Source organism: Dolichospermum heterosporum TAC447 (assembly GCF_024584745.1).
GTDB lineage: Bacteria > Cyanobacteriota > Cyanobacteriia > Cyanobacteriales > Nostocaceae > Dolichospermum > Dolichospermum heterosporum.
The window spans coordinates 5,615,369-5,637,554 of the sequence record NZ_CP099464.1; the positions used below are offsets into that span (position 1 = coordinate 5,615,369).

Genomic DNA, 22,186 nt, shown 5'->3' on the forward strand with positions numbered 1-22,186 from the left:
CAAATAATTAGAGTATCTAAATATTAGTTTGACATATTTCTGCTAAAAGTCAAGACCAAGGATTAACGATGACAACCCCAGTACCAGCAAAATCTTTTTCGTTACGAGTAACAAGTGATAGAGCGTGTTGAAGTGCGATAGCAGCAATTAAAGAATCCATAGCGGGTAGAGGTCGGCCATTCTGTTCTAGTTGCCCGATTAAATTTCCCCATAACACCATTGTGGAGACATCTATAGTTAAGATTCTGTGTTCAAAGCGATTGGGTAGAGTTTCATTTAGCCAAGTTGTGAGAGATTCTTTTCTCTTAGATGGAGTAAGTTTGCAGATGCCTCTAGCGATTTCGCCAATAGTAATTACACTGAGGTAAAGTGTTTCTGGAATTTGGGCATCTACCCAATCTAAAACTTTTTGATTTGGTTGTTTGGCAACAAGTTCAGAAATTAGACAAGTATCAAGAAGGTAGGTCATGGGTTGAAGGTATCGCGGGGTAGGCTGGGATCTCGGTTCAAGTCAAGTTCTTCAGTGAGTTCAGCCAAGGGGGATTGACGGAAAAATTCTGAGATTTTAGTAGGTTTTTCTGAGTTAGTATTGCCCGTAGTTAGGCTTTGGGCAAGGATTTGAATAATATGCAGTTTATCGTTATGGGAAAGCTGAAGGAGTTGTTGTTCGAGTTCTGGGATAACCATGATGGGGTTTAAATGAAGGATAATTTTATTGTACTTTCAGCCTGGAGTTTAGACTAAAGCAGAGCGATCGCTATACTATTATTGTGGATAGATTTTAGCCTTTACAAATTTACCCTACTTGAGCAATTACCTGTCCAATCTCTTGAGGTGTTGCACCGGTGGCCAGCATTGCCCGGATTAAGAGTTCAATAGAAACGGAAGTATCACCATTTTCAGCTTTAGCAATTCGAGGTTGACTGGATTGAATTTTTTCTGCTAATTCTGTTTGTGTCATTAATTTCTGTCGTCGTTCTTTCAGATTATGACTAAGAACTAATTTAATCTCAATCAGAGCGGTTTCCTCTTTTGTGAGTTCTAAAAACTCGGAAACATTTCCAACTTTCCAGCCCTTTTGTTCTAGACGTTTTCTTTTAGCTTCATCCATAATACTAATCTTGTATATCTTGATCGTACTTGCTTAGTCGTTTTTTACAGATGTCAATAACGGTGCTTGGTGTTGTTCTCGTTGTTTTGTTGAAAACTTCCAGAATCAAAATTGCATCATCATCAATTCGGTAAATAATTCGCCAGTTTTTGTCCGCATCCCGAATCCGTAGTTCATAACAGTGTTTTTCGATACTAGACATTGGTTTTGAATGCGGCATTCCTAATCTTTCACCCTGCTGTAATCGTCTGAGTAGTATACCTGTTTCTATCCGTGCTTCTTGACTGAAGGGTGGAGTTTTAATTTCACCATGCAACCAAATTAAAGGTTTATCATTTTCGTCCATGCTATGATTTATATCATATCTGATATATTTTTGATTGGCTATTGTAGCTGGAGTTTAGACTGACAACAGGCAACTGTGATAAATAACAATAAATATTCCTGTCAAATCTCGTACCTATTTTACTACTGTATGTGTAATAATTTCTATTATGTGTTTATTAACCAAGCACAAGTTATAATTAGATACGTAATTCTATGTATGAAACTTTTATTGATCTAGATGAATTGATAGGGCGTTGTAGAGATAAGCAAGCGAAGAAATTGATCCAAGAGGCTGTTGCTTGTTATCGAGCCGGAGCATTTCGCTCGTGCATAGTTGCAACATGGAATGCAGTAGTATTTGATTTTCTTCACAAACTGAGAGAACTAGAACTACTCGGAGACGGTAAAGCAACTCAGATGTTAAAAGGTTTTGAAAATCTAAATTTAAATTCAGATTTTAAAGGACTTTGGGGCTTTGAATCAGATATTTCAAAAAAAGCTCTTGAAGATTTTGAATTAATATCACCCGTCGAACAAAAAGATATTATTAGGCTGTTTGAAGATAGAAGTCGATGCGCTCATCCTTCTATGGCATCTTTAGAAGAACCATTTGAAGCTACAGCCGAACTAGCACGCTATCACTTAAGAAGTGCCGTAATGCACTTTTTACAGCGTCCACCTGTTCAAGGTCGTTCTGCTCTTAATCTCATTTGGGAGTCTATAAAATCTGATTATTTTCCAGTAGAACCAGAACTTGCAGTAAAATATTTTGAGAAAAGTCCTCTAGCGCGTGCGCGTGAAAGCTTAATAAAAGATATTGTTATTGGATTAACTAAAAGTCTTTTAATAGAATCACTTTCAGAAGATGAAAGACAACGCCAATTTTCAGCACTTAATGCTGTTTCAAAAATGTATCCCCAGGAAACTGGAGAAATATTAAATAATAAATTATCTGATATTATTCTGAATAAAATTGTTGATGCAAATTGGGACAAAGTAATTATTTATCTTGGGAGTATTACAGCATGGGAAAGGATTAGCGAACCATGTCAGAATAAAGCAAAAGTTTTTATTGATAAATTAGATATATATGAAACAGCAAAATATTTTGCATTTGAACATCCTTTGTTTTTTGATAATATCAATATATTAGTAAAAGCAGCTTATGTGGATTTTTTAAGAAATTCAGTAATTAGTAAACTACAAATACCTTTTAATAACTTGATAGAGATTAAAAAGCATTACAAGGATACACTATTGAATGAAAAAGTCATTAATCCTCTTTTAAGAAATGCTATTCATGAAGCTACATTGGATAATTTAACTGCCATGATTTGTGATGCAGATACAACTCTACATGATATAGTTGAGCCTTGTATAAAAAATGAAATAAAAAAAGCATCTTTAGAAGAATTAGTTCTACTAATTTTGGAATACAATAATGAATATCTACACAAACTTATTAAACCGTGTATGCAGGATAAAATCAATAAAGCTTCATTGGATGATTTACTATTAGCTAGATTCAGGTGTAAATCTGAATTAATGAAACTGGATGAACAATTAATTGATTTAACTAATACTTGTATAATAGAAAAAATTCAACAAATTTCTTTCGATAATCTGAATCAGTTAATAGAAATAAAATCTAATTATCAACATCCAATAATTGACGAACATTTTAAGAATTTACTTAAAAATAATGTTCCTAGTGTAGTAGATAGATTTATAAAATCTAGCAGTTTTGTAAGTGCCACACAAAATGCTTCTCTATTAATTGAAATAGTTGAATATTTCAATCCTAAACAGTGGGAATACATCCTAGAAGCTTTTTGTAGCAATGACCAAATATATTGCTCATTTAATTGTCCAGATATTTTTATATCACTTTTTAAGAAATCTGTCGAAATCACTGGATCTGTAGAGCCTTATTGGTTATCTTTCCGAGAAAAGCTTGATGGATTCAATAATAATAATAAGGATATTAATAGACTAAAACAAATAATTGATTCTTCTCAAAAAACAGTTTAATAGTATTAAATACTACATCAGACAAACTAAGTTTTGTACACATTGCGTTTATTTCTCTTCTAAAAGTCCTCTTACCCAAAAATTCAAACATCCTCTTACAGAAAATTCATAACTGCTATATAATAGAAGTCTAAATTATTTCCCAGATTTTACTCAAAATTAAAATTGAATGACGCGCTTTATACATGATAAATTCGCCAAAGACTATCTAGAAGAATTATTAAAAGATTACGGAGAAGTCAAAGCATCAGAAAAAGTCTCAGGAGAAATTAAAGAAATTGATGTTTTATTCACACCTGCTAAACAACAAAGTTCTAAATTACAAATACTGGGGTTACTAGGAAGACTTGCCGAAAATCCTGCAATAATAGAACCATACCGCAATCCAGCTTCTAGCGATGAAATCTGCGACTGTATTCTCAAGTTATTAGAAGTCAAGGCTTCATTGCGACGAGAAGCCAAAGCCAATAAAATCAAACTTCAGGAGTCAGAAATTCCTAAATTGTGGATTTTAACCCCCACTATATCTGAAACTCGTTTATCTAGCTTTGGAACTATCCAAAAAGAAGATTGGTTATCGGGAGTACATTTTTTAGCAGATGCCATGCGTTCAGCAATTGTGGCAATACACCAACTACCACAAACACCGGAGACTTTATGGTTGAGGCTTTTGGGTAGGGGAAGCGTACAATCACAAGCAATTATCGAATTGCAAGCGTTACCATTAGATCATCCATACCAAAAAGCCACCCTGGAATTAGTTTACAACTTGCGCGAAAATTTGAGAGTAAATCAAGAACTAGAAACAGATGATAGGGAGTTAATTATGCGACTAGAACCACTGTTCAAACAACTGTTGTGGATAGATTTTAGCCCTGACAAATTTACCCTACTTGAGCAATTACCTATCCAATCTCTTGAGGTGTTGCACCTGTAGGCTTAAATTTTCCTATTCACATTCTATCTAAAAATATCGCTAGAGTAAATTTAAACCAATATGGACTGGACAACACCACTCAAGGCACAACAGACTGATTTTATTCCAAGACTTAAATCTGCTAAATTACTCCATTGTGACGAAAAAGACCAGCATAGTGAATTAACTGTCACTTCTGGCAAAAGGTTAGACCCCACATTCCGCACTTCATTGTGTAGTATAAGTACGAGTGTAATAAGTAGCAGAGATAAGCTAAATATAAATACATAGGTTATTAAGTCATAAATATAGACAGTAATATAAAGATTGCCAACAAATTGAAATGAATAAGGTATGGACAATAAATTCAGAAGCAAAAATGAGAGAATAAGTCTGAATTAACTAAAAATATCCAAAAATATGAATTATACTCAACACGGCTTAATAATTTGATTCTGTGGGTAGGGGTAAAGCAAAAGCTTAATGGTGTCAACTTAACGCAAAATCTTCATCCCGCAAGGAACTCAAGTTCCTTGCTAATAGCGAAAGTCATCTAAAAGATGACTAAATACTAGGAAAATTCATTAGTCCGTTTTAACGGACTTGAGCTATGAGACAGGGAATTTATTCCCTGGCGGGTGTGGAAGCCAAACAAATAAGCCATCTGTAACCTAAGTTGACACCAATGAAGCTCTTGCTTTACCCCTACAAATCTAGGTTTTTCGTGATTTTGTAAAAGTCCATGTCTCAACCGTGTTTAGTATACCAAAAAGAAGAGTTGGAAAGTAAAAACTTAGATCACTTAGGAATAATAGCAGGAATAATAGATGAGATAGGAATAGTATAAAAAATTAATGAAATATTCTTAGTAGATAGTAGAGAGAAAGTAAATACAGGCGAAGTAGTCAAAGCAATCATTCTCAATGGACTGGGTTTTGTATCAAGACCACTATATTTATTCCCTGATTTTTTTCAAGATAAACCCATAGAACATTTAATAAAGGAAGGAATAAAAGCACTAATGTTGCAGGTGGAAGTTGCTTGGCACAAGCGTAAATCTGAGCTAAAAGCAATGACGGCAAGGAACTCACACTTTTACCTCTGGAAAAAAAGCCAAATCCGCACTTAGTACAGTGGGAACTAAAACTGCACGGTCTAGATATTTATTTCCCCGTTCACAGGAGGTTTCTGGACTGAATAAACACCCATGACAAGCTGCCCAATGTAGAGAAGTTGTTCCCTTCAAAGGGGTATGTTCTGCACACAAGGGGTCAGAAGTACACAACTGCATCTGTTCTAAAGCTTGGTCAATATGATAACCCAGCTTTTTTGGTTCTCCCAAACTTACTAAGCCTCCCAAAGTTCCCTCGCTGTCAGGTGCTGCGGTGTAAATCAGTACACCTGCCATTGGACTACCTTCTTCTTGAGGACGTTTGGAGTAAATTCGTTCTTTTAAACTGGCAGCATTATAACCACACTCTATTGCCATTTGTCGCATGAGGGCATGGGCGAAAGAGTGTAGTAAAATATAGCGAACTCCAGGGAATGTTATTTTCACTGGGTCGAGAGAACGAATTTTACACCACTGTTTATGAGCTTCAAAAGCTCGATTTTGATAATCTTGTAATAGTTGACTTTGTTCCCATTGACTCAATTTTTGTTCGTTAAACTGAATAAAAATACCTTCCCCTTTTACCTCACTTGCGGGAACCCATTGAGGATTTTTACGGCTCAAGTCTACTAAATGTTCCGTGAGTATTTCCCCTTCATCTATAAAGTCACCCGGTGATTGAATCCGTGTAAAACTAATTAGGGCGCGAACTTCCCGCAATCTTTCTGCTAATACAACTTGGGAAAAATAATCTTCATAGCCAGCAGGAGGTTTGACTGGTTTTAACTGAAAATCTGGTGTATTAAAATTGGGGTCTGCTTGGGAAAAAATTTCCCATTCTGGAGTTTTTAAGTCCCTGGCATTTTTATCATCTGAATTACTTTCTTGTTGATTTTGTTTTTCTTCAATTATTGTCCAGATTTCTTCTAGGGGATGTTTTGATAATTCGGTTAATAAGTCAGGAAATTGACCGATCGCTTGTAATAAATCTAGATTACTTTTTAAAATATCTTGGCTGGTAGCTTTATTTAAAACGTGCCAATATTGCTCGATTATTTGGAATAATTGATGGGAACTTTCAGGAATTGACAAAGCGGAAAGGGTAATGGGAAACCAACTATTAGATGCACCTAATAAAATGGTTTTCATTTGTTTGTCGCAGGTATCATCAAAGTCACGTAAATGGGGATGACGGGCGCGACAACGAGGCATATTTTCTTTTCCGCTTTCACCAAAAGCATCTGATAAAGGGCGTTGTTGACCACAACTGCATATTACAAAAATATCGCTGGGAGAACCAGATACACCATATTCTTCAAATCTCAAAGCGCCATTACAGTTAATATTTTCTCCTCGATGGACAAAGTAACTCCAGGGAAAATCATCTAAATGTCCTCTTTCACAAGAAACAAGAAACCGTGAGGGTATGGCTGTTGGTTCTTTTTTGCTTTTAGGACAATTTTTATGAACATATTTAGTTTGATCTGGTCGGTAAGGATTGTCTTTGAATTGAAAAAGTTCTGATTTTAGGGAAGCAAGTAAATGACATTTAGGGCAAACCATCCAACTAGGAAAAGGTGCGACTGGGATTCCTATTCTGTTGACTTCATCAAAGGGACCAGATGATGTGACATTTTCTGGAGGCGTGGGAGGTGAAAGCAGTCGTTTTACTTGTGAACCTAATTCTTTACGAACAGCAGCTAAAAGTCTTGGTTCATTTAATTCGAGTGCATTTTGAGTGTTCCAGTCTTCTAAACCCATGACCATAACTGAGAGGTTGGGTAGGTCAAGTACAGCACCGACACCGAAGGAAAATAATATTTGACTGGGGCGTAATTCGCCAACTTTGTATTTATACATTTTGGGGATTGGGGATTGGGAATATGTTTACTAATTCTGTTTCTGTTTGGTCATTTTTTCTGGAAGGCGGTTAATGTCGTCGTCAGGTACTTGGTCTTGTAAAATTAATCCTACGGTTGGTTCTACATTGCGTAGGGAATTTAAACAAGTAAAATCTTGCCAGGTTTCTCGACCTGCTGATTTTAATAGTTCTATGGTTAAACCGTCCCGCTTTTCTATTTGGTATTTAAGAATGCCCCCACCTTGTATGTTTTGGGCTTTGCTTAACCAAATATCTAGTTTGGCTTCTAGTGCTTGTTTTACCATTTTCTGGGTTTCAGCATCCCCTACTAATCCGGCGCGATCGCAAATTGTCTCTATTGCAGCTTGAATATAAGGATGGTGGCGTTCAATTCTTCCTGCTTGGTCATTACCATTAAATTCCTTACCTGCTAACCTCACTAATGTAACAAATAATGCTGCTAAACCTTTATCAATGGCACGAGGCGCGAAAGGTGTTAATGATAAGGCTTCTACGTGCTGGTAAAAGGTGGCGTGGTAATGTTCAAATCTTTCATAATGGGATAAGTCTCTAGGACGCGCCCAGTTATACACTGTTAATACTAAACCTGGATATGTCCGCCCTACACGGCTGGTAGCTTGAATATACTCGGCTGTGTTTTTTGGCTGTCCTGTTACTGCCATAATACCTAACCGTTTTACGTCCACACCTACGGAAATCATGTTAGTAGCTAGGAGAACATCTAATGGTTCTAATTGATTAACTGTTTGTTTTGCTTTCCGCTTGGCTTTAATTTCGGCATCTTTTTGCGGATCAAAGGTGGTTTCGAGTCTGTCTAAAATTTCTGGAATTTCTGTAGAGTCTCTGCGTGATGTCAGTTCTTCTAAATTTATTCTCAGTCTTTTTGCTAGTCCCCGACGATCCATTTTTCCTAGACGAATACGCACATCATCATCTACTAACCTTCTCATTCCCCCTAATTCTCGCATGGAATTAAAATAACCTACTAGGGTCATCCAAGGATCAGCGCGATCGCCATATTTTTCATACAGAAATTGGGAAGCTGATAAAATCGCTATATATACGCGAATTGATACCGCTTTTAACCTGCGTCCTGTGGCACAAATTCCCAAATAACGCCTACCGGGATTAATTTCACTAGGTTGACGTTGACGGGAAAAAAAGTTATCTTCCACATCCAAACATTGGGGAGGAAAAACCTGTAAATCTCGCAAAAATAAGTTATATATTTGACTTTGTGCTTGGCGAATCGTAGCCGTAGAAGCCACAACTTTAGGGCGTACTTTTTTACCATCAACTTCCCAGGATGCTAACTCATCTACGGCTGTTTCATAGAGTCCCACTAAAGTCCCCAAAGGTCCACTAATTAGGTGTAACTCGTCTTGAATAATTAAATCTGGTGGTCGCAGCTTGTTAAAGGGGATAGTTTTAGCAGCAGCTAAATTAGTAGTTTTACGGTGTGAATCTGTATCTTCTATATTAGAAGAACGAAAACCATGACGCTGACAATAGCCATCCACTTGACCAAATAACATTTGTACTTCACCTTTCCAGGGCATTTGGGCAAATTTATCCACTGTAGCAATTAGTAAACTTGGTAAACGGCGATATATTTCTTCATCAACCACCAGAATGGGTAAACCCTCACCCGGAGATTGTTTTTCAGTAAATAAACACCGTCCTAAATCATCACCACAGTATATTAATGTCCGTCCCCTTCCTTTAGCAACAGATTCAACTTTTATATGTTTACCGGGGTTAATTTTAGTACCACACCAAGGACAATTATTTAATTGATGGGGTGAACCGCTACCGCTTTGCTGATACTGTCCCCGTTCTTGTTTACAAAATTCCTCGCTTTGATTAGTATGATTAGGGGTTGTGCGCTGACCTACCCATAAACCAATTCTAAAAGGTTCTTTACCCCATCTACTTTCATTTGTTTTACGGATAGATTCACAAGCACAAATTAAAGTCGTAGCGCGTTGAAATTGCTGTAAAGTCAACAATCGTAGCGTGTAGCGCATGAGAACAGCAACCCCATACTCTCCAGAACGTCCCGCAATATTACCTTGTAATCTTCGTAAACCCAGAGTATAAGCTGTTAAACCTAAATATGCTTCAGTTTTACCCCCACCAGTAGGAAACCAAAGTAAATCTGCAACTGCATCCTGGGGATGACTTCTATCAGGGTGATGTAAATTGGTAATACTAGGTAAATTGAGTAAAATAAATGCTAACTGAAAGGGAAACCAGCGAGGTTGAGAAAGGGAAATTTGCTGTAAATCTGCGGTTTTATTTTGACGGATTTGTTCTGAATAAATAGAATGAACTCTCTGTAAATACATTGCTTGATTCATAAACCGAAAAGCGTCTGCTGCTTTTTCATCAGTTTGTAACAATGTCAGTCCTTCCCTAATTCTATTTAAAGTCTGTTCACATTTTTGAATAGCAGTTTTCGCTTCATTTTCATAGTCGGTTAATCCGGTTGCGGGGTCAGATATCCGTTGTTTTTGGGTATTAATCCAACTCTGATAAGCTGTAATTAAAGGACTAATTTTATTAGCAAGATCACCAGTTGCAGTTGTAGATAATTCTTGCATATCTAAAACCAATCCTGCTAATTCGGGAATTTCGTCTACTTGTGGAGGAGAGGTTTTAGGAACTTCATAAGCTGGAATTACTGAAATTGATAATTCAACAGCACGTTCTTTAGTTCCTGATGCTGTTTTTGCATGGACACTGACACCATGACCAATGGCAAATTCTACCTGTTTACGGTAAAGCATGGCCATAGTTTTTTCTTCAGTATAAATTACAGGATCTAATTTTCCTAATGATCGGGGTTGATGTCGTTTTAAGAAAATATCATGATGTTGAAAATCGGCGGATTTAACCCTTAGTTCTGGTTGAAATAACCAAGTTTCATCTCGTTTTTCTTTAGTTTCTCTTTGTCCATTGATTAAAAATAAACTGACAATAAAATCACCGTTATTTTGTTTTCTAATTTGTCCTTTAACATGAACTTCAGGATATTGTGGATCAACTATCCAATTATTAATTACTCCCTCAATTAAAGGAATAGTAGGGGAATTAGAGCGAATTTGTTCCCGTTTCCAAACCTTTTTAGGTTTACCATCTGCTTTAGTTAATATTTCGCTATCAGTGCGGTGATACTGTCCCCATCCTCCGGTAATTTGTAATGCTTTAGCTGTATCATTAACACAAAATGTCATTCCTAGAGAGGATGGAAACATAGTTTCTAATGGAGGGACATTAACTTCTGTACTACCATCTTCCACAGTACCTTTACCACTAATAGCTAATTCATCATTATTTCCGGGTAAATAACAATCTACTTCCCGTAAATTATCATCTAAATTATCCGAATTATCTAAATTATCATCTTTGGATATTTGATTAACAACACTGGATTTTTCTATTGTTTCTTCAGTGATGCGACGGTGTTGGGGTGCAAGTAGTCCTACTAAATAGCGATCGCTTACACTCTTTTCATCTAATTCTTCATCTTCACCACCAGCAGGACCGAGTAAATCGTTAATAATTGCTATTTCTAATTCTTCTCGAATTTTATAAGCTGAAGGTATATTTGATGATAAAATAGGTTGTTGTTTTTCGGTTTTGGTATGGGTTTTGATATAATTATTAATATTCGCAGCAATATGATCACTAATTTCTCCATCTATTCCTAACCAATCAGCATCTTCTACTGAATCAATTCCTTCTAAAAGTATTGCTAATTGTGATTCTGGTGCAGAAATTACACTACTCCAATCTAAGGTAATTTGATGTTGATGGAGTTTTTGATTTATCTCTACTAAATTAAGTTCACCGGGGAGAATTGCAGGAAGTTGGATAATCATATATTGGGGAATTGGGTATTTATTAAGATGTTAAAATTAGGGAGTTAGCATATTTTTTAACATAATCAAATTATACATCATATTGGTGAAGTATTAGTAATAGTATAACTTATAACAAAAATTTAAGCTAGATTACAATTATTAAAGTTTATTTAAAAAATGTCAGAATCAGGATTTCCAGGATTTAAGGATATGCAGGATGTGGTTTTTAGTTTGGTTGTGTAGTGGTTTTGATTTTTTTGTCAGAAATGGCTAACGCCACGCTTCGCTATCAGACAATTACCAATTTAAGTTATAATTGAAAATACTATATAAATTCTGTTCAAGCTGTGAGTTTTGACAACGTTTGTAAGCTATTAGCTGAAAAATATCCTCTTGATTTTGCCCGGTGGTTACTACCAGAAGAACCACAAAGCGTCAAAGTTTTAAAAACTGAATTGAGTATTGAACCAATTCGTGCTGATTTTGTCACGTTTCTGAAAAGTGAAAACCAAATTTTACACATCGAATTTCAGACACTATCAACTTCTCGAAAACCCATTCCTTTCCGCGTCCTAGATTATTATATTCGGTTAAAAAGACTATATCCCGAATGTACCATTATCCAAGTCGTGATTTTTCTCCAGGAAACAAAAGATGAAAACGCTTTTATCAATGTTTACCAAGATGTAAATACTACTCACTATTATCAAGTAATTAGAATGTGGGAACAAGACCCTGTTTTATTTCTTAATAATCCCGCACTCTTACCATTAGCACCATTAACCCGCACTAATTCACCTCAAAGTTTATTATCGCAGGTTGCTGAAAGTGTTGCTAAAATTGAGGAAATAGAAATCAAGCGGGACATTGTAGCTTGTACTGAGATTTTAGCAGGTTTACGGTTTGAGAAAAAGCTGATTAGTCAATTACTTAGGGAGGACATTATGCGAGAATCAGTAATTTATCAAGATATTTTGCAAAAAGGCGAAGAAAAGGGTAGGAAGGAAGGTGAAAAACTAGGTAGAGAATTAGGTGAACAAAGGACAATTATCCGTTTACTTAATCGTCGGTTTGGAGAATTAGATTCATCATTGGTTGATAGAATCAAAACTTTGAATATTGAAAAGTTGGATAATTTAGCAGATGCTTTATTAGACTTTTCTAATATCAATGATTTGGGAACTTGGTTAAATTCAAATCAAGATTAATCATCCCCAACATTGGTCATTTTATCATCATTATAGACAGGGAATAAATTCCCTGTCTAAAAGCTAAAGTCGGTTGAAACCGACTATTTTTTTTTACAACATCCTGTAAATCCTATAATCCTGATTCAGACAATTACCAATTACCAAACACCAAACAAAAAATATCAAAACAACATCCTGAAAATCCTATAATCCTGGACATCCTGATTCAGACAATTAAAATTACCAAACACCAAACAAAAAATATCAAAACAACATCCTGAAAATCCTATAATCCTGGACATCCTGATTCAGACAATTAAAATTACCAAACACCAAACAGAAAATTTATCAACAACATCCTGTAAATCCTATAATCCTGGACATCCTGATTCAGACAATTAAAATTACCAAACACCAAACAAAAAATATCAAAACAACATCCTGTAAATCCTATAATCCTGGACATCCTGATTCAGACAATTAAAATTACCAAACACCAAACAGAAAATTTATCAACAACATCCTGTAAATCCTATAATCCTGGAAATCCTGATTCAGACAATTAAAATTACCAAACACCAAACAGAAAATATCAAAACAACATCCTGTAAATCCTATAATCCTGGAAATCCTGATTCAGACAATTACCAATTACCAAACACCAAACAGAAAATTTATCAACAACATCCTGTAAATCCTATAATCCTGGAAATCCTGATTCAGACAATTAAAATTACCAAACACCAAACAGAAAATATCAAAACAACATCCTGTAAATCCTATAATCCTGGAAATCCTGATTCAGACAATTAAAATTACCAAACACCAAACAGAAAATTTATCAACAACATCCTGTAAATCCTATAATCCTGGACATCCTGATTCAGACAATTACCAATTACCAAACACCAAACAGAAAATTTATCAACAACATCCTGTAAATCCTATAATCCTGGAAATCCTGATTCAGACAATTACCAATTACCAAACACCAAACAGAAAATTTATCAACAACATCCTGAAAATCCTATAATCCTGGACATCCTGATTCAGACAAATAACAACTCCCAAACACCACACAAAAAATATCAAAACCACATCCTGTAAATCCTTAAATCCTGGAAATCCTGATTCTGACAATTTCCCCATTCCCTAAAACATCTCTATCTGTTTCACATCATTATTCACTTCCTCCTGTACCTTCTTCTTCCCCCCACCTTTCGCTTTTTTCTTCCCTTTATCATGCAAACCTTCGGCGACTTCCTCCGCGTATCTTTGATGATTTAATTGCAATAATCTATCTAATATTTCCCTGCGTGCATTTTCGCAAATGGTGAAACGGATACCTTGTTTTGTCTCATGAAAATCATGATCTAAATCTATATCTTCCCAACCATAAGCAGCAGCTACCGCCTTATCCATTTCTATGTGTAATGTGCGTAATTGTTCAATGTCGGGGTTGCTTTCGTCGGGGTTGTGAAAACGGTTATAGGTTTTGGTTAATCCCTCTTGACGGGTTAACATGATATTTTGGCGGTGAGTGTAATATTTTTCGCCTATTTGTTCTAGGTTTGCGGTTGACGTGGGGAAGGGGAATGTTTCAAAACAGTCTGTTGCATTATATCGTAAATCTCCTTTCATAGATGAAGCATATTCTCTAGTCCATGATTCATTAATCATACTTTGAAGAATTGTAAAATAATCTAAACTATCTAAAGTAAAAATATAAATAGTATTGGAAAAAACTATGTTTGATGGTGCGATAGTAAAGGCTAAAGTTCTACTTGTAGCTGCAACACTAATGACTCTTTCCATTCTTGCTATCTCATTATAAAGTTCTACTCTAGGACCACCATATTTCCACCAATATTTGGAAGCAAATTTGTTAAAGTGGTTAATAGGTTTTAGTGCTTCTCTATCAGGTTTTACTTTTTCTTCTAAAATTGCTAAACAATCAGGATAATCACTTACATAGGGTTTACCTTTAGGCTTTTTGGGATCATCATATTCAGCATCTAAAGGCCAATCTTTAAAATTAATCACCCAACGACTAGGAGACTGATCAGGATTTGTATTCAAATCTTGCCCATTCAAATAAGGAAATAAAACATCTTGATTTTTTGGATCTTTTTCAATTAATGCTTGTGCCTCTTCTGGAGACATAGTAAAACCCATTCCCAACACAATTGAACCTTGAAAGGATTTACTTTTATTAGTTGCTAACTGATAAGGATTACCAGATGCTTTACCAGGATTTGTTAAAAATGCCGTAATTCCATTAACAGGCTTTTCATCTAAAATAAAATCACCCTTCCAGCTACCTTTTCTTAACCAAACATAAGCAACTTCTAAACTCGCACTACCCGGCCAAGTTCTACTTGGTACAGCCCGATAAATTACACAACTTTCAGCTAATTGGTCTAAACCGACTTCTCTTGTATCACCCTGGGCTATAGTATTAGTAGCAATTAACCCAAATCCACCATTTTCATTTAACAAATCTTTAGCGCGTAAGAAAAAGTAAGCGCAAAAATCTGCCGTTCCTCTTTTTCCTCTAACTCCATTAGCTAACTGATTTACTAAATAATCACGATAACTTAAACCAAATTGAGTAAATAGTTTTAATCCACCCATAAACGGCGGATTTCCCCCAATTGCATCAAAACCTTTTTGGGAATGGGGAATACTTCGACTTACTTCGACTTCGCTCAGTACACGTTGTTCAGTACGAGTTGGGGATGAAGAATTGGTAGATTTTGATTTTGACGACTTTGATTTTTGAGAACTCGCAGAATTAGCAACCAACGATAAAGAACTATCAATAAAAACTTCAGGAAATTCTAACTCCCAATGAAACGGACACAACTTATCAAAATCGGGTAAAGCCTTACCCATACCATCAGGAATATCCGCACCTTCCCGAAACGAATTTAATAAAGTTTTTCTTAAACCTTCCCTTTCCTTCTCATTCCAATTATTCAAATAACTCCCCACCAATAAATTACACCCTTGACGTAAATCAAAACTAATAGCTTCAGCCTTTGTCAACAAATACCCCTTGCGATTTTGGTCTTCTGGAGTCAACACAGGTAAAGCCGCAATTTCTCGCCGTAACTCCACCACCTTATCAATTTCTCGGCGTATTTCCTCTGCAAATAATTCCGGTGTTCCAGTAATATCTAAATTCCAATAACGCAACTGTTCCAAACTCACACCAATTAACGAATCACCACATTTAAAAGCATGATCTAAAAACGTAAACGGACGGTTTTTTTGCAACGTTATCAACCATAAAGATAACTTCGCCATTTCCACCGCCAACGGATTTTTATCCACCCCATACAAACACCTATCCGCAATAATCCGCCGCGCCACCGTCAAGCGTTCATCAGCTTCCTTGGGAATTACGCACTCCTGCGGTACAGATTTTGACAACGTACCCTCCGGCGCTACCACCACCTTACCAGGATTAGCCTTTTCCGCATTTTCCCAGGCTTCCACCAACCTTTCCGCCAAATAGCGACAAGTCTGCACCAAAAACGCCCCCGAACCCATAGCCATATCGCATATTTTCAACTGTAATAACTCAGCCGCAGATTTAAGTCGCCATTCCTGCTGCGGTTTCCCCTCCGCTACACCCTCATATACCAAAGGTTCTAAAGTGTACTTGACAATTTCCTCAGTTAAATTCCGGGGTGTGTAGTGAGTTCCCGTTTCCCTTCTATCAGTCCCCTGAGTCACATACACACTACCAGCAGGAATCACCACCGGATATCCCAAGGTATCCAAGCGCACCAACCCCGCCAAGGGACGCACCTGGTTAAACAAATCCAGATCATTATTACAAGCAGTTAATAAACGTTGTTCCTCATAGCTTGTTAATTCCACCTGCAAAGCCTTTTTTAAAGCCGTCTCTGACCTGCCAGTAGCTTTTTTGAGAAATTTAATCAAATCCTGATTATCTTCCAGCTTAGGCTTTTTATTTCCCACTCCCATTTCTAAATTCTTCATTCTAAATTCTTCATTCTTTATTCCCAATTCCCCTAACTCAATTTCCGGTTCTTGATACTTAGTCCCCACCAGTCCCAACACCGGGGAAGTTGCCCTAACTGCCGTATGGTCAAGTAACCCTTCATACACATGACCAATTTGTTCAATATCCAAAGCCCGGAAAGATAACCTGCGTGGTTCTACAGTTCCCGCGACTTTAATTTGTAATATCTGCAACGCTTCCAACAAATGCAACACAATCCGGTTATTTACGGGAATAGGTGCGGCTGAACTTGTTTCCCAGGTTGTCCCCTCCGTCCTTCCTTCCAAAAACGGAAACCTATCGGGGTCAAATAAACTCCCACCATAAGCCGGTAACTTTAAACTATCATGATCTACACCAGCATAAACCGCCCGAAAAGTTGCCAACAACCGACACCAAGCATCATAACGGCGTTCTAAAATTTCCTCCCCTTCCTTATCTGCTTTTTGCTGTAACTGTTCCCGAATCGTCGAAACCGCATAATACAGATCATAAATCGGGTCGCCCAACAATAGCAAACCCCGTTCTTCAGCGGAAAACAGGAATACCAACCGCATCATTATAGTTAACGCCGCTTGATAAAGTTGAGTTTCGGAAATTCCTGTTAATAAAGTCCGGTTTCTATCTTGGTCTATGCGGTCTAAAGCCTGTACCAACACCTCCACAGCCTTACGGACTTGATACCCCAGTTGGTCTGTAACTTCCTGTTGGTCTGTGAGACTATCAGCTAAAAGTTGTTCTAAAATTTGCGAATTATCAACACTAAAAAAGCGGTAAACACTCAACAAACTTTTAAAAGCCCGCAAAGTGATATGTTCTTCTAACCACAGACTACCATACCAAGAAATATAACCAGCAGTTTCTCCCCTGGGTGCATTAACTAACATCCAATGTTCGCCATTTGTCACCAACCCCAACCGCACATTACAAGCGTGCAGTAACTCCATCATTCTTGTAGCCGGACTAGCTTTCCAACGCTTATCAATTAAAGATTTTTCTAGACTTTGGTTAGCGGGGACTATCTGCACCAATAACCGGACTTTCCCCTCACCTCCTTTTCCCCCCAGAGGTGCAGGTTCAACTACCACCCAGTCAGGACGTAAAGTTTCACCATGTTGGGCAATATTAGCATAAAGACCTGTGGGGATACTTTGCCCTTTTAATAGCACTTCATCAGGTAATTCTAAAGTCTGTTGTAAAACAAAATTCACCCAAGCGCGATGAATCGCCACCTCTGGTTTTACACCATTTTGATTATCTTGCCATTCTTGATAAGCTAACCGTAACATTTTTAAATGTTCTGGATCATGGGCATCCAAACCAGTGGGAAAAGCCTTTAAAAGTACAGGTAAACTCAGAAACGGACCAGAAGCTTCAACTAAAGATAACCATTCAGCGTGATGACGTGCGGTAGACATAATTGGGAAATGGGGAATTGGGTAATAATTTGTCAGAATCAGGATATCCAGGATTTAAGGATGTATAGGATGGGATAACAATTGAAAATTAATTATCTGTTAAAAATCCGCGTTTATCGGCGTTTATCCGCGTTCAATCATCTATTATTTGTAGATAGTATTTTGTCAGAATCAGGATATCCAGGATTTAAGGATTTTCAGGATGTTTTTGATAAATTGTCTGTGAATAGTTGACATTATAAAATACTTTCATCTTAATAGTCAACTCATTATAATAGCCAGGGAATAAATTCCCTGTCTAAAAGCTAAAGTCGGTTAAAACCGACTATTTTTATGAGAAATTTTCTTATTTATTGTCTAAACATGGCTAACGCCACGCTATCAGACAAATAACAAATATCAAACACCACCCAGAAAATATCCAAATAACATCCTGTAAATCCTTAAATCCTGGACATCCTGTTCGCGCAGCGTGGCGTTAGCCATTTCAGATAAAAAAATCAAAAACACCCCATGAAAAAACCTAAAATTACATCCTGTAAATCCTCAAATCCTGGACATCCTGATTCTGACAAAATTAATCCCAATTCCCTATTTCGCCAATTTCTGCGGAACTAAATAAATAACCGCTAACGGAAATAGTCTAGGTGTCGGATTTGTAAACCGCGCTTTCACTGCTGCAACCTCCCTTTCAACTTCTGCGGGAATTTGTGCCAATCTCACCTTTAAACTATTAACATTACGCTCAAACTGTTCTTTTTCTGCCGTATTAAACAATTCCAATTGCTTAATCTCCGGTTCATTTAATTCCTGTTCAATACTCCTTTGTAATTCTGTTAAAATAGCAGTAATATCCGCCGCTTCTTTTTCCGCCCGATTGCTTAAATCGCGCTGCAAACTCTTAGCCCTATCTTGCATTCGCACTTGCAAAGATTGCATTAATAAATCTGCATGACTATTCCATAAACTCTCTAAAGTCTTTCTGATCTTTTCCGGTGCTAAATCTGGTAAAACTGCCGATAAAGCTGCTTGAATTTGCATTACACCCATACGGTTAAACTTACCTTCCTTTAATAAACCTCCTGCTGTAATTACCTCTTCATGTAATCGCTGTTGGTCACTTCCTAATATTACCAATCTTCCATAAGCAATTACTGCCGGTGTCTCTAAAACTGAATTAGGAACTAATCGCGCCGTCACGCGATTTAATGATTTTTTCCCCTCTTTTGACCACACTTCCGCCCTTAACAAACGTAAACACATTTGCACCAACCGATGATTCAAATGCGCCAATACTACATCATCTCGACCGTGGGATAATTCAGGGTCAAAAACAATAGGACGAATTACTTTTGTATGGGGATGTGCTAACCCTTCACTACAAGCAGCCCAACTACTTTTCAAAGGTGGTAAATAAAAAGCTTTCCCGGTTACTTCTGCTAAATTAGCCTCAATTAACCCTGGTTGTTCTGCTAATTCCAACCCAATCTTTACCACTGCTTCAATATTATTTGGTGTCAGTCGTAAATGTTGACGAGTTTCATTTAATTGTTCTCGTAATTTTTCAATTTGTTCCCGGACTTGACGCTCAAATTTTAACATCCGGCGGACAGGTTCTGATTCCTTTTCTGCTACTGTTGTATCTAAAATAGTCCGTTTTCCCATCATTGCTTCTTCTACTTGGGCAGCAATAACTGGGCCAACTTTTCCCAAATCTTCCCGAATATTATTAACCTTTAAAGCTGCCCGCATGAGAAATTCTAAATCCCCTTCTAGTTCTCCCGGTTTAATTCCTTGGGTGCTATTTTGCTGATAATCTTTACCGACAAAGTGATAAATTAATACTTCTGAAGCCTTTTGTCCATGTCTATCTATCCGCCCATTTCTTTGTTCCATGCGGTTAGGATTCCAAGGTATTTCATAATGAATTAACCGCGAACAAAAGTTTTGTAGATCTAAACCTTCACTGGCTGCATCCGTAGCTAATAAAATTCGCACTGGGGAAATATCAGGATGAGCTTGAAATGCCGCTTTTACCTGTTCTCTGTCGTCTGATTTCATCCCCCCATATAAAGTCATTAACCGTTCTTCCTGGACTAACCCTTGTGCCGCTAAGAGGTTATATAACCATTTTTGTGTGGCTCGATATTCTGTGAAAATAATTACTCTTTCATTAGACCATTTTCCATCTGGTTTAATATAAGTATGAATCCAGTTGAGGAGTTCTTTGGCTTTAGCATCAGCTAATCTCGCTGCTGTTTCTGCCCATTGCAACATTTGGGTTAATAAACTTTGTTCTTCAGGATTTAATTCTCTAAATAACCGAGTTGTATGAGTAATTGCGTCATCTGTAGATTCTTCATAAACATCATCATCAGCAAAATCTTCTTCAATTTCTTGTAACTGTCGCCGCAAAATTCCTTCACTGGGTCGAGATAAACTAGATGCTGTGCGACGACGGGCAGTAGTTAATGATTGTTGGTGTTGTTCTAAGGTACTAGCAAAAGCTGCTGGTGAAGAAAATAGGCGTTTTTTTAAGAGTTTTAACACAAATTCAGTGGCATATTTTTCTGTATTATCTGCCACGCCCTTGCAACGTAATTCTGTATATCTTTTTAAGGCAGCGTGGGCTTGACGTTCTGCGGCTGGATAATCTACAGAAATGGCTGCTAATTGGCGTTTAGGAAATAGTGGTGAACCATCCCAATTTTGCATTTCCTGTTTTAACCTGCGTACCATCACCACCTGTAATTGTTTCCTGTCTGGTGTTACCCCCCGTGCAAACCGTTGAGAATCGAGTAATTCTAACAAAGCGGTGAAACTTTCGGGGTAGCCGTTATGGGGTGTGGCAGTCAAAAATAACTTATGTTCAAAGTGGGGGACTAATAGCCGAATAGCAGCCGTTCTCATGGAATCTACGGCATATTTGCCCCCACCAGAGGGGGCAACGTTATGGGCTTCATCAACGATTAATAAATCAAACCTGCGGGGGTAGAGAGATTCCCCTTCACCTGGTAATATTTCTTTGAGGAGACGTAAAGGGCGATCGCGTTTCAAAAAATCTATGGAAGTAATCAACCGGGGAAAATGTTGCCAAGGGTTCACATGAATACCCCGTTTCCTTCGCAGTTCTTTCATTAATGCACTGTCAACAATCCGAAAATCCAAACCAAATTTATCCCGCATCTGTTCTTGCCATTGCACTTGTAGCGAAGATGGACAAACTATGACAATCCGATGGCAACGATGACGGATAATTAATTCTTGGGCTACTAAACCAGCTTCTATGGTTTTACCTAAACCCACATCATCAGCAATTAATAAGTTAACACGGGGCATTTGAATTGCCCGTACTACCGGATCTAATTGATAATCTTCAATATCTATACCACTGCGAAAAGGTGATTGTACAGTGCGAATATCAGCCGTGGAAGCTGCACCCCATCTTACTGCATCGAGAAAAGCATCTAACCGTTCTGGTGAGTCAAAACCTTTAGGTTGGGGTAACTCCATTTTTTCATAAATATGCGCCCCCACTTCCAATTCCCATATAACCTGTAGTTCTTCTCCCAAACCATCATCTTCTACAGAAGAGAGTTTGACCAAATGCTGGGTTTTTGTCACTCCACCCAACACGGGGTTAGTGGGTAAGCTGGTATGATGAACATCACTGACAACATATTGACGGGAACGCACATTCACCAGTTGACCCTGTTCGGGAATAGCTCTAACTACGGTCATAAGTAATTTAAGATAAAATGAGTCTGGTGTTTAGCCTGTTGGTAATTTAGCATTTAAATACACATCATATGAAGTAAATGAACAAGAACCCCAACCCCCTCCCCGCAAGCGATGAGGGGGCTAACCCGGATTTCTCACCAAAATCCTCAAACCCTTATAAAATCTCGATTCTGGGTTTTCACACTGCATCAAAAATCAACTCCGTGAAAAATGCCCAAAACCGTTTCTCTATAAGGATTAGATAGATTGCGATAGCGTTCGCGGTAGCGTCTCGTTCGCATAGCGTTCCGAAGGAATAGAGATAGCGCGACCTAGGAATCGCATTGTTTGCGAGAAATGCGGGGGAAACAGACTATCAAAAGGCTATAGAGATAATCAAAGAAATTAACAAATAATAAATATAAGTTAAGCCAGGTAAGAAAGATCCCCGACTTCTTAATTAAATTTTTTGTAAATAATGAGGATCATTTAAAGAAGTCGGGGATCTCAAAGTATTGAATACAACACCAAAAATTTTCCAACATCCTCTTACAGAAAATTCATAACTGCTATATAATAGA

Annotated in this window: 12 protein-coding genes and 1 pseudogene; 5 read left to right on the forward strand and 8 right to left on the reverse strand. The window is 37.4% G+C overall.

The genetic code is table 11. From position 1 onward, the window contains the following. Nucleotides 1-49: 49 nt before the first annotated feature. The 4 genes from NG743_RS25620 to NG743_RS25635 form a co-directional block, all read right to left on the reverse strand. Nucleotides 50-469 carry a type II toxin-antitoxin system VapC family toxin gene (locus NG743_RS25620; RefSeq protein WP_027401242.1) on the reverse strand — a complete coding sequence of 140 codons (420 nt, stop codon included), beginning with the start codon at nucleotides 467-469 and terminating at the stop codon, nucleotides 50-52. Further along, a complete protein-coding gene (locus NG743_RS25625; protein WP_257121147.1) occupies nucleotides 466-687 on the reverse strand; it encodes a hypothetical protein in 222 nt (73 codons plus the stop codon). Before NG743_RS25625 ends, NG743_RS25620 begins: the two co-directional genes overlap by 4 nt. A 109-nt stretch (nucleotides 688-796) precedes the next feature. Continuing rightward, the gene (locus tag NG743_RS25630; RefSeq protein WP_257121149.1) at nucleotides 797-1,111 is read right to left on the reverse strand and encodes a helix-turn-helix domain-containing protein; all 315 of its coding nucleotides are present in this window, start codon (nucleotides 1,109-1,111) and stop codon (nucleotides 797-799) included. Between the two features lie 4 nt (nucleotides 1,112-1,115). After that, a complete protein-coding gene (locus NG743_RS25635; RefSeq protein ID WP_027401239.1) occupies nucleotides 1,116-1,457 on the reverse strand; it encodes a type II toxin-antitoxin system RelE/ParE family toxin in 342 nt (113 codons plus the stop codon). A gap of 194 nt (nucleotides 1,458-1,651) precedes the next feature. Here NG743_RS25635 and NG743_RS25640 point away from each other — a divergent pair, with 194 nt between their 5' ends. From NG743_RS25640 to NG743_RS25650, 3 genes and pseudogenes are all read left to right on the forward strand, one after another. After that, nucleotides 1,652-3,469, forward strand: coding sequence for a hypothetical protein (locus tag NG743_RS25640; protein WP_257121150.1), 1,818 nt, complete (start codon nucleotides 1,652-1,654; stop codon nucleotides 3,467-3,469). Nucleotides 3,470-3,638: 169 nt separating this feature from the next. After that, the gene (locus NG743_RS25645; protein WP_257121151.1) at nucleotides 3,639-4,406 is read left to right on the forward strand and encodes a hypothetical protein; all 768 of its coding nucleotides are present in this window, start codon (nucleotides 3,639-3,641) and stop codon (nucleotides 4,404-4,406) included. A gap of 721 nt (nucleotides 4,407-5,127) precedes the next feature. Next, nucleotides 5,128-5,400 (forward strand): annotated as a pseudogene (locus NG743_RS25650) (DUF4277 domain-containing protein); the annotation flags it as partial. 72 nt (nucleotides 5,401-5,472) lie between these two features. Here the strand turns inward: NG743_RS25650 and drmB are convergent. Together drmB and drmA are read right to left on the reverse strand one after the other, a co-directional pair. Next, nucleotides 5,473-7,356: an MrfA Zn-binding domain-containing protein gene (drmB, locus tag NG743_RS25655; protein WP_257121153.1), complete on the reverse strand. Its 1,884-nt coding sequence runs from the start codon at nucleotides 7,354-7,356 to the stop codon at nucleotides 5,473-5,475. Nucleotides 7,357-7,386: 30 nt separating this feature from the next. Next, complete coding sequence (drmA, locus tag NG743_RS25660; RefSeq protein WP_257121154.1) at nucleotides 7,387-11,262, reverse strand: DISARM system helicase DrmA; 3,876 nt, start codon at nucleotides 11,260-11,262, stop codon at nucleotides 7,387-7,389. A 329-nt stretch (nucleotides 11,263-11,591) separates the two neighbouring features. Here drmA and NG743_RS25665 point away from each other — a divergent pair, with 329 nt between their 5' ends. Continuing rightward, nucleotides 11,592-12,452 carry a DUF4351 domain-containing protein gene (locus NG743_RS25665; RefSeq protein ID WP_027401235.1) on the forward strand — a complete coding sequence of 287 codons (861 nt, stop codon included), beginning with the start codon at nucleotides 11,592-11,594 and terminating at the stop codon, nucleotides 12,450-12,452. A 1,134-nt stretch (nucleotides 12,453-13,586) separates the two neighbouring features. On the opposite strand, the gene NG743_RS25670 is transcribed toward NG743_RS25665, so the two are convergent. Continuing rightward, nucleotides 13,587-17,885: an Eco57I restriction-modification methylase domain-containing protein gene (locus tag NG743_RS25670; RefSeq protein WP_257121155.1), complete on the reverse strand. Its 4,299-nt coding sequence runs from the start codon at nucleotides 17,883-17,885 to the stop codon at nucleotides 13,587-13,589. Between the two features lie 81 nt (nucleotides 17,886-17,966). Between NG743_RS25670 and NG743_RS25675 the strand changes: the two genes are divergently transcribed. Further along, nucleotides 17,967-18,119 (forward strand): hypothetical protein, encoded by a 153-nt coding sequence (locus tag NG743_RS25675; protein ID WP_160170595.1) that lies wholly within the window; start codon nucleotides 17,967-17,969, stop codon nucleotides 18,117-18,119. A gap of 357 nt (nucleotides 18,120-18,476) precedes the next feature. Here the strand turns inward: NG743_RS25675 and drmD are convergent, their stop codons facing one another. Then, nucleotides 18,477-21,626, reverse strand: a complete 3,150-nt coding sequence (drmD, locus tag NG743_RS25680) for a DISARM system SNF2-like helicase DrmD (protein ID WP_257121156.1) — start codon at nucleotides 21,624-21,626, stop codon at nucleotides 18,477-18,479. Nucleotides 21,627-22,186 lie beyond the last annotated feature (560 nt).

Bases quoted from the DNA above. Each gene is read 5' to 3' on its own strand.
- drmB (WP_257121153.1), bottom strand. From the start codon at position 7,356: ATGTATAAATACAAAGTTGGCGAATTACGCCCCAGTCAAATATTATTT.
- NG743_RS25635 (WP_027401239.1), bottom strand. From the start codon at position 1,457: ATGGACGAAAATGATAAACCTTTAATTTGGTTGCATGGTGAAATTAAA.
- NG743_RS25625 (WP_257121147.1), bottom strand. From the start codon at position 687: ATGGTTATCCCAGAACTCGAACAACAACTCCTTCAGCTTTCCCATAAC.
- NG743_RS25640 (WP_257121150.1), top strand. From the start codon at position 1,652: ATGTATGAAACTTTTATTGATCTAGATGAATTGATAGGGCGTTGTAGA.
- NG743_RS25620 (WP_027401242.1), bottom strand. From the start codon at position 469: ATGACCTACCTTCTTGATACTTGTCTAATTTCTGAACTTGTTGCCAAA.
- NG743_RS25630 (WP_257121149.1), bottom strand. From the start codon at position 1,111: ATGGATGAAGCTAAAAGAAAACGTCTAGAACAAAAGGGCTGGAAAGTT.
- drmD (WP_257121156.1), bottom strand. From the start codon at position 21,626: ATGACCGTAGTTAGAGCTATTCCCGAACAGGGTCAACTGGTGAATGTG.
- NG743_RS25670 (WP_257121155.1), bottom strand. From the start codon at position 17,885: ATGTCTACCGCACGTCATCACGCTGAATGGTTATCTTTAGTTGAAGCT.
- drmA (WP_257121154.1), bottom strand. From the start codon at position 11,262: ATGATTATCCAACTTCCTGCAATTCTCCCCGGTGAACTTAATTTAGTA.
- NG743_RS25645 (WP_257121151.1), top strand. From the start codon at position 3,639: ATGACGCGCTTTATACATGATAAATTCGCCAAAGACTATCTAGAAGAA.